This is a genomic window from Yersinia sp. LJYL362 (assembly GCF_048323875.1).
This window is the reverse complement of the sequence record NZ_JBLWEX010000011.1, coordinates 1-8218: the sequence shown is the minus strand read 5'-3', so window position 1 is coordinate 8218 and position 8218 is coordinate 1. Positions and strand designations below refer to the sequence as shown.

The window sequence follows — 8218 nt, the reverse complement described above, 5'->3', positions numbered from 1 at the left end:
CCAAAAACTGAGAGCCAACTGATTACGGTATAAAATGTTGTCATAAGGGCGGAAATCCTGTTCACAAACGGTCACTAAAGAGTGTACGCACAGTATGGCAAAGGCGAAACCTTTAATCGGATATATTGCTGGATAAAGTCTTTTAAGCTAAAGGACTTGCAAAGCGAATACCTTAGTCGATATCTATATATAGTTGGCGTTTTTTGTTTTTACCACAGTGTAAGGTTAGATGATTTAAGGCTAAACATGCGTTTTTTCCCTGTGGCGACTTGGCGCAACAGATGAAAAGTTTATAATAGTCCGGTTCTCAGCTTTGGAAGAATAGCTTCATGAGACGGAGTAAGAATGAGGTAGGCCGTTGGCGTATGTTGCGGCAAAACCAGCGTCGAAAAAATCGCTGGCTTGAAGGTCAATCGCGGCGTTATCGCCATATCTATTGTGTCCGGCAACTTCACGAGCATCAGCATCGTAGGTCGCTATTGTTCACTGTAGCTTATGAGTGGTGATTCGTTGTGAGGGTTGTAAAAACAGTCTCTTTATGAGGCTGTTTTTGTTTTCCCCCCTGCAAGGAGATACCCATTATTCAATTTTTACCTACAAATATCTTGCGCAATACATTCTCTATCCTGGAAGTTTGACCTAACATTGTTAAAAAAGTGATATTGATTAGAAATCTGGAAATAATATTTTCCACTTTAAATTTCACATTTCCGCGCAGAAAAATCACGCCTATCCTAAATTAGCAAAATGCGATGATTCTGATGTTCATATTAATAATAAACTGCGCAAAATAGACCTTTGGCAGTTTATTTCACATCAGAATGAGATCACGCTACCCTATATATTAGGTCGCTTCGTTCTAATCATTCAGTTTCAGGGGTGTTACTGTGGGGTTGTTCGGAGCGACCATTCCCTAACGAAATAAATGATTATTGAATAATAAACATGATAACCATCATGTTTATCTGATACTTTCATAACTATCAATGAGTTGTTTTAAATTTCATTTTTTCATGTCAATATCATTTATCGTTTTTAGTGATCAATAATAAAAAATTGATCAATTTTATCAATTGATCAATACTGCTGTTCTAATCAAATAAAAGGATTTTACTGTGGATAGCAGACTAAACATTGCGGTTGATTGCGCTTTTATCTGTGAACCTGTTTACCAACATAACGGTAAGTTACTTGCAGTAGAGTTATTGAGTCGGTTTACGACAACCTCTTTTAAATCTCCTATTTATACTGAACGCTTCTTACATCAACTTAATGCTCAGACGAAGGCTAAGTTGCTGCACGCTCAATTATGTGAAGTCAAAAATCAGCAGAAATGGTTTATTGAACACCAAATAATACTCTCAATAAATATAGATTTTGATATGACAAATGCAGTATTGAATGATGATGATGTCATATCACTATTGGATTCAATGCCTTTTATCCGACTGGAAATAATGGAGAGCTTCCCTAACCTCGGTGGTGGTGCTGAGAACGCATTATTAAGTAAGCTGGCTAAACGATATTCGTTATGGTTGGACGACTTCGGTAGTGGTAATGCTCATCTTGCTGCGGCAGGCAGTGGCTTCTTTGAGTGTGTGAAGATTGATAAACATTTTTACTGGCAGTGGGCGGGTAGTGTCACCTTCGATAACCTGGTGACGCGTTTACGTGAACATTGTCAGAATGTTGTTGTTGAGGGGGTCGAAACTCATTTGCAGTATTGCCAACTGGCTGACATAGGCGTTGATGCCATGCAAGGTTACTTATTCAGTTCTTGCCCATTAGAGGAAGTGAGTCATCTTCCACTGCAATACGACCGTTTTAATATTAGGTGATGATATTCAGCGAGCGTAGTCGTTGTGGTGCGTGAGGAAATTCAAATTTTGTCGCCAGGACATTAGTTTAGACAGGACATCAACTTAGAGAGGCTTTTGCAGTGAGTATCACAGTTATATGATGCTGTTCAGCGGATGATATAATCCCTATTCCAGCAAAGGCTATAGTTAATGTCTCAATATAAATTAGCTAAAACAGTATTCTTCGGGGATTTGAAAACCAGCCCGGCGTTGCATAAATATGAGATTTATTGTGAAGAATCTGAGCTGATATATCACGCTGCTATTTATGCTGAACAAGTCATTGCTGCCGGCAAACATACTTACCCTGTTTGGGTAAGAAAAGACCATATGATCTTGAGATCACCTGCGCATATGCTGGACAAAGCGGTAGAAGCCTGTGAAGAGCATTGGCTGAAACACTACAAAGTCTAGTGGGTCGGGCGAAGGTACGTTAAAATAAATACGCCTGATGGCAGGCGTATGATTTCCATCGGAATCCGTGTGTTTATCCAGCACACACTCAATTGATTTTTCAATGATTTTATCAATTTCCTCCGCGATTAAACCAAACACCGCAACAGTTCGGGCAATCATCAATCTGAATGCTTTTACGTTCAGATATAATCGCGTTGACTCAAAATACGCGCTTGTAGGGTTTTACAATGACTGAGTGATACACCCCTGCGGCAACATAAGGGTCTTGTTCTGCCCAAGACTCGGCCTCTTGCTGCGAAGTAAACTCAGCTATCACGGTAGAACCGGTGAATCCGGCAGCACCGGGATCTGCACTGTCGATGGCGGGGTTAGGACCCGCAGTCAATAAACGGCCTTGATCCTGCAATACTTGTAAGCGAGCCAGATGGGCAGGGCGCACGGACAAGCGCTTCTCAAGTGAATCAGGAATATCGGTCGCAAAGATTACATACAGCATATTTCACCTATTCGTCATACAGAAATATGGCGATTTGATTTGTGTTCGGTGTTCCATAACATCATGTTCCACCCATAAATTCAATAATCAGTGAGAAGAGGGATATCTGCAATTTACCGGCGAATACACCGGTAATTTATAATGAAATAAAATGATAACCAGGCGTAAATAGAAAGTGTTATTTGGTTGATATTGCCGTTTAAAGCATCATTTAAGACCTATCGCTAAGATAGTTTGCAACTGCGTATTGAATATGATTGCTATTTGCATTTAAACTTAGCTGCATTAGAGGACACTGAATTATTATGCAGCTAAATAAATTTTTCTTGGGTCGACGGCTTACGTGGCCACTCGCATTTTCAGTTGGTATACATGGCAGCGTAATTGCAGCATTGCTGTATGTATCTGTAGAGCAAATGAGAATACAACCAGAGATAGAGGATGCGCCGATCGCGGTCACGATGGTTAATATAGATACCTTCGCGGCACCACAGCCAGCAGCGGCAGAGCCGCAGGCTGAACCTGAACCTGAGCCCATCGAAGAAGCGCCACCAGAACCTGAAGTGCTGCCAGAACCGGTGCCTGTACCTATCCCTGAACCGGTGAAACCAAAACCTAAACCGGTGAAAAAAGAAGTCAAAAAGCCGGAAGTGAAAAAGCCGGATGTTAAAAAGACAGTTGCACCACCGGATGACAAACCTTTTAAATCAGAGGAGCCAGCACTGGTTTCTACTAATGCACCGGTTAAATCAGCACCAAAAGCATCGGTGCCGGGCGTGTCAACATCTACTGGGCCAAAAGCCCTGAGTAAGGCGAAGCCGACTTATCCCGCCAGAGCCTTGGCGTTAGGGGTTGAAGGGCAGGTTAAAGTGCAATATGACATTGACGAAAATGGTCGAGTCACTAATGTGCGAATTCTGGAAGCAACACCGCGTAATACCTTTGAGCGTGAAGTGAAACAGGTGATGCGCAAGTGGCGTTTTGAAGCAGTTGCGGCCAAGGATTATGTCACCACCGTGGTGTTCAAAATTGGCGGCACGACGGAAATGGACTAAGGCAGTGATATTGCTGTTCGGCAATATCCACGTTGCAATAAAAAGGGTCGCTGCTGGAGCGACCCTTTTGACATCTGACATTTGACATCAACCAAATCACAACTATTGCGTTGCGCCCACCTCAAAGTTTCGGCTACCTTCAGGCAAGGCGCGAGCTTTGCCGATGTCATCAACCGCCACATAGGTGAATACCGCTTCAGTCGCTTTGTAACGCTGGCCAATAGGTTCGGAAGAGACCTTTTTCACCCATACTTCAATATTGATGGTAATAGAGCTGCGGCCGGTCTTAATGCAGCCGGCATAACAGCAAACCACGTCACCCACCGCAACAGGTTTGAGGAAGGTCATGCCATCAACACGCACAGTGACCACTCGCCCGTGGGCTATCTCTTTAGCTTGAATAGCACCGCCAATATCCATTTGTGACATCAACCAGCCACCGAAAATATCCCCGTTGGCATTGGTATCGGCGGGCATCGCAAGGGTACGAAGTACCAGCTCACCATTGGGTAATACTTGTTCACCGCTAGGTGATATTTGTTCCTGGGTCATCTCTGCCTACTATTTTAAATTATGACTTTTTCTGTTCTTCCGGCATGTGTCGGTAAATATAAACGCCACTGATAAGTGTGAATACCAGCGTCAGGGCGGTTAAGCCAAAGACTTTGAAATTGACCCAAATGTCTTGCGGTAACCAGAAAGCCACATAGATGTTCAGCAAACCGCAGACCAGGAAAAACACTGCCCAAGACATATTCAGCGTTGACCAGACGGTATCGGGTAATGTCAGTTCCTTACCCAGCATGCGCTGAATCAATGGCTTTTTCATAAACCACTGACTAACTAATAGCGCGACAGCGAACAGCACATACAGCACCGTCACTTTCCACTTAATAAACAAGTCGCTGTGGAATGCCAGCGTTAAGGTACCGAACACCAGCACCATAATGGCGGTGACCAGGGTCATTTTTTCTACCTTGCGGTATTTGAACCAGGTAAAGGCCAGCGCCAGCAAGGTTGCGACAATCAACGCCCCGGATGCGACAAAAATGTCATACATCTTGTAGAAAACGAAAAATACGACCAAAGGGAGAAAATCTAAAAGTTGCTTCATGAATCAATCCATTATTTATACACCGCCTGACTATACCGGATTCAGTGCGGTGAGGGTATCTGCGGTAAAACACTATTATCCTTAATTATCTGTCGGAATGCGCGCTCTGCCAGTGGAATTTGCAGAAACTTACGATAAACAAGTAACAGATTTTGTCTGTATATTGCCAGTTCGGGATTAACCCAGCATGATAAGCAACAGATATTGGGTTAAAGCTTGGTGGAGTTAGTATGCAGAGAAAATCACTCCGGTATTGGATGCCGGGTTTGACCCAATTAATGGCTTATGAACGTGACTGGCTCAAGCCAGATATGCGAGCTGGGTTATCGGTGGCCGCAGTGGCATTGCCCATTGCTATCGCCTATGCGGAATTGACCGGCGTCAGCGCTGCGGTTGGATTGTATTCGTGTATTTTGCCGATGATTGCCTACGCATTTTTTGGCTCCTCACGGCAACTGATTGTCGGGCCTGATGCGGCGACCTGTGCGGTTATCGCTGCGGTGGTTGCGCCGTTGGCCGCGGGGAACAGCGAGGTTCACTGGCAACTGACTATCATGATGACACTGATGATGGGGACATGGTGTCTGGTGGCCAGCCGCTTTAAGCTCGGGGCATTAGCTGATTTATTATCGCGGCCTATACTCACCGGCTTACTTAATGGGGTGGCGATCACCATTATTGTTGATCAGTTGGGTAAAGTATTTGGTTTTATGACCCGCCCACCTCAATTGATTGAGCGAGTGCTGGCTCTGCCACATAATTTAATTAATAGTCATTTACCCACGGTTGCCATTTCATTACTGACTTTTGTCGTGCTGTACGGTGTTAAGTGGTTACGGCCCAACTGGCCTGCGCCGTTGTTAGCCATTGTGATCGCGACCTTTGTCTCTTGGTCTGCCAATATGCAGCAGTTCGGTGTCGCGGTGGTTGGCGGATTTGACGGTGGTTTGCCGATGGTGCATTGGCCTGATTTCCAACCGGGCCTGTTGCGTGACATGGTGATCCCGGCACTCAACCTGGCGGTGGTCAGTTTTGTCAGTATGATGCTTACCGCCCGCAGTTTTGCCGCCAAGAATGGCTACGAAGTGGATGCCGATGTTGAGCTGCGCGCGCTCGGTGTCACCAATATTGTTTCCGCGCTCTCGCAGGGTTTTGCTATCAGTGGGGCGAGTACCCGAACCGCAGTGAATGATGCCAATAATGGTAAGAGCCAACTGGTGTCGATTATTGCCGCGTTGGTTATTGCGATGGTGTTGCTATTTTTAACTCGCCCGCTGCAATTTATCCCCATCGCCGCGCTGGGTGTGGTGCTGATTTATGCCGCCTGGTCTTTGCTCGGATTCAGAAGTTTATGGCAGTTACGTAAACGTAATACGCAGGCTTTCTATCTGGCGATTTTTACTTTCGTCAGTGTTGTTTTAGTTGGCGTGATTAGTGGTATTGGTTTGGCGGTGTTGTTGGGATTATTGCAATTCTTACGCACGGTATTTCGCCCAACAGAGCAGTTATTGGGGGTTAATGCTGATGGCATGATCCATTCTATGCGCAGTGGTAACGGCATTAAACCTGTGCCTGGCGTTATGATTTACCGCTTTAACTCACCGCTGACGTATTTCAACGTTGCCTACTTCAAACGACGTATTTTGAATCTGGTTGATAGCACGCCACATCCCGCTGACTGGGTGGTGATTGATGCGGTAGCCAGCTTTACTTATGCTGATATCAGTGTGTTGGCTGCGATAGATGAGCTTAAGCGCGATCTGAAGCAGCGTAATATTAAGCTGATATTAGCTGGGCGACGCACTGAATTGACGCGCTGGTTCCGGATTAATAAGTTGAAAAGCCATGATGATGATCTGGTTTTGGTGCCCGATTTGTATCTGGCTCTTAAGCTGATTCAAAGTAAGCAGCGGGTGGCAGAGAAACTAGAACCAGAGCAACAGCAAGCCGAACCAGAAATCGGTTGATGGAGGATAGGGTTAAATCTGTTGAATGCCAAATAACAACAATTTCAAATAACAACCAAGGGCCATTACGGCCCTTGGTTGTTTTATCGGTACCGACGTTTACGCAGTAACGTCGGTTGGGCGCAATAACATATATAAGCGGAACAGATACACCAGCAATAATGCAGAAACCAGATTACTCAGCGCGCTTAAAACCACACTGGCAATAGGTGTCGGCAATGCGGTCAGGTGATTGACCAAATATAACAAAATCAGTTTGGCTGCTATCCACAACATCATCGCCGGAATAATCAACCGAACATTGGCAAAGGCCAACTTAACACTGGTTTTCATTGCGGCGAAAACCCCCATCTTTTCCGTGCTCACGATAATCGGTGACAGAGAAAGTGCCACAGCAATAATGATACCCGGCACGATAAACAGGGTTATTCCCAACTGAATTAACAGCGTACCAATGAACATCAGCAGCAGTAAGCGGGGTAAAATAGGCAGTGAAATACCAATTGCCTGCAACGCGCTAACACGACGGCCTTGAGAAACCATAGAAATCAGTGTCAGCATGCCACCGACTAATAAAACATTACCCACTAATGCGGAGAAGGTGGCAGCCGCAGACACTTTGAGCAGAATAATCTGTTGCTCAGGTGTGAGTTGTGCCACCAACTCTGTAATGCTGAGATTCCCTGACGACGCAAAATCACTTTCTGTGGAACTTAAAATACTCAGTTGTTCAGTATCAGGGATAAAGGCCTGATTCAGCATGACGGTAATGAACGCAGTCAGTAGCGCCAGTAACAGAATGGCGGCCAGTTGATTACGTAAAAAGTTAAAACTGTCACGGTATAAAGTGTTAGCCGTGATAGGCATGAAAGCTCCTTGGGATCGAAAAAATAGCGCTTAGCCGATGATTATACCTTGTTATGGTGCGCTGTGGGATCCCGTCATTGGCCAACGGCTGATTTCTTCTAATCTAATTACCTCGATGTTATCAACAGCTAACGGTGGCAAGCCGTAATGGGCGCGGGCGCGGTCACAATAGGGATTGTGAATACCAGCCTCTCCTGACTGCTCAAATTCATGACAGGGAGGTGGGCGGTCGTTGTAGATTGAACAAGAAACAGACTGGCCGACCTCGCCCTGGAGGGCAATGCAGCGGGAAGATTTGCCATTAGTGCCGGACATACAGCTAATAAACGGGGTGACCTGCTCGGTCATGGCAGAGGGAACTGTACCGCCGCCATCTTTGGCCTCCGACCAATAAAATGAGACTCGAAAATAGGCACAGCAGGCACCACAACTGACACACGGAT

10 protein-coding genes and 1 pseudogene are annotated in these 8218 nt (G+C 45.3%); 5 read left to right on the top strand and 6 right to left on the bottom strand.

Going from position 1 to position 8218, the window contains the following annotated elements; translation table 11 throughout:
• Positions 1-329 precede the first annotated feature (329 nt).
• The 3 genes from ACNSO8_RS00450 to ACNSO8_RS00440 all read left to right on the top strand — a co-directional run bounded on the left by ACNSO8_RS00450 (position 330) and on the right by ACNSO8_RS00440 (position 2273).
• Positions 330-506 carry a YciY family protein gene (locus tag ACNSO8_RS00450; RefSeq protein ID WP_050110477.1) on the top strand — a complete coding sequence of 59 codons (177 nt, stop codon included), beginning with the start codon at positions 330-332 and terminating at the stop codon, positions 504-506.
• A gap of 609 nt (positions 507-1115) precedes the next feature.
• Positions 1116-1838, top strand: a complete 723-nt coding sequence (locus ACNSO8_RS00445) for an EAL domain-containing protein (RefSeq protein ID WP_019079513.1) — start codon at positions 1116-1118, stop codon at positions 1836-1838.
• A 171-nt stretch (positions 1839-2009) separates the two neighbouring features.
• Positions 2010-2273 (top strand): hypothetical protein, encoded by a 264-nt coding sequence (locus ACNSO8_RS00440; RefSeq protein WP_019079512.1) that lies wholly within the window; start codon positions 2010-2012, stop codon positions 2271-2273.
• Here the strand turns inward: ACNSO8_RS00440 and ACNSO8_RS00435 are convergent.
• Positions 2202-2463: pseudogene (locus tag ACNSO8_RS00435) on the bottom strand (zf-TFIIB domain-containing protein). The gene ACNSO8_RS00440 and the pseudogene ACNSO8_RS00435 overlap by 72 nt on opposite strands.
• 12 nt (positions 2464-2475) lie before the next feature.
• Entirely contained in the window at positions 2476-2772 is a 297-nt protein-coding gene (locus ACNSO8_RS00430; protein WP_019083181.1) for a YciI family protein, read from the bottom strand.
• Between the two features lie 305 nt (positions 2773-3077).
• Here ACNSO8_RS00430 and tonB point away from each other — a divergent pair, with 305 nt between their 5' ends.
• On the top strand, positions 3078-3827 hold the full coding sequence (tonB, locus tag ACNSO8_RS00425; RefSeq protein WP_019079510.1) for a TonB system transport protein TonB: 750 nt from the start codon (positions 3078-3080) through the stop codon (positions 3825-3827).
• Positions 3828-3929: 102 nt separating this feature from the next.
• Here the strand turns inward: tonB and yciA are convergent, their stop codons facing one another.
• Positions 3930-4379, bottom strand: a complete 450-nt coding sequence (gene yciA, locus ACNSO8_RS00420; RefSeq protein WP_019079509.1) for an acyl-CoA thioester hydrolase YciA — start codon at positions 4377-4379, stop codon at positions 3930-3932.
• A gap of 19 nt (positions 4380-4398) precedes the next feature.
• A complete protein-coding gene (locus tag ACNSO8_RS00415; protein WP_005164183.1) occupies positions 4399-4941 on the bottom strand; it encodes a septation protein A in 543 nt (180 codons plus the stop codon).
• 230 nt (positions 4942-5171) lie between these two features.
• Between ACNSO8_RS00415 and ACNSO8_RS00410 the strand changes: the two genes are divergently transcribed.
• Entirely contained in the window at positions 5172-6908 is a 1737-nt protein-coding gene (locus ACNSO8_RS00410) for a SulP family inorganic anion transporter (protein ID WP_019079508.1), read from the top strand.
• Between the two features lie 99 nt (positions 6909-7007).
• Here ACNSO8_RS00410 and ACNSO8_RS00405 read toward each other — a convergent pair whose 3' ends face one another.
• Together ACNSO8_RS00405 and ACNSO8_RS00400 are read right to left on the bottom strand one after the other, a co-directional pair.
• Positions 7008-7775, bottom strand: coding sequence for a YciC family protein (locus ACNSO8_RS00405; RefSeq protein ID WP_019079507.1), 768 nt, complete (start codon positions 7773-7775; stop codon positions 7008-7010).
• Between the two features lie 51 nt (positions 7776-7826).
• The coding region (locus tag ACNSO8_RS00400; RefSeq protein ID WP_418393493.1) for a YkgJ family cysteine cluster protein at positions 7827-8218 on the bottom strand (392 nt) is incomplete at its 5' end.

Excerpts from the sequence above, each read along its gene's own strand:
- ACNSO8_RS00450 (WP_050110477.1), top strand. The coding sequence starts at position 330 with ATGAGACGGAGTAAGAATGAGGTAGGCCGTTGGCGTATGTTGCGGCAA.
- ACNSO8_RS00440 (WP_019079512.1), top strand. The coding sequence starts at position 2,010 with ATGTCTCAATATAAATTAGCTAAAACAGTATTCTTCGGGGATTTGAAA.
- ACNSO8_RS00430 (WP_019083181.1), bottom strand. The coding sequence starts at position 2,772 with ATGCTGTATGTAATCTTTGCGACCGATATTCCTGATTCACTTGAGAAG.
- tonB (WP_019079510.1), top strand. The coding sequence starts at position 3,078 with ATGCAGCTAAATAAATTTTTCTTGGGTCGACGGCTTACGTGGCCACTC.
- yciA (WP_019079509.1), bottom strand. The coding sequence starts at position 4,379 with ATGACCCAGGAACAAATATCACCTAGCGGTGAACAAGTATTACCCAAT.
- ACNSO8_RS00415 (WP_005164183.1), bottom strand. The coding sequence starts at position 4,941 with ATGAAGCAACTTTTAGATTTTCTCCCTTTGGTCGTATTTTTCGTTTTC.
- ACNSO8_RS00410 (WP_019079508.1), top strand. The coding sequence starts at position 5,172 with ATGCAGAGAAAATCACTCCGGTATTGGATGCCGGGTTTGACCCAATTA.
- ACNSO8_RS00405 (WP_019079507.1), bottom strand. The coding sequence starts at position 7,775 with ATGCCTATCACGGCTAACACTTTATACCGTGACAGTTTTAACTTTTTA.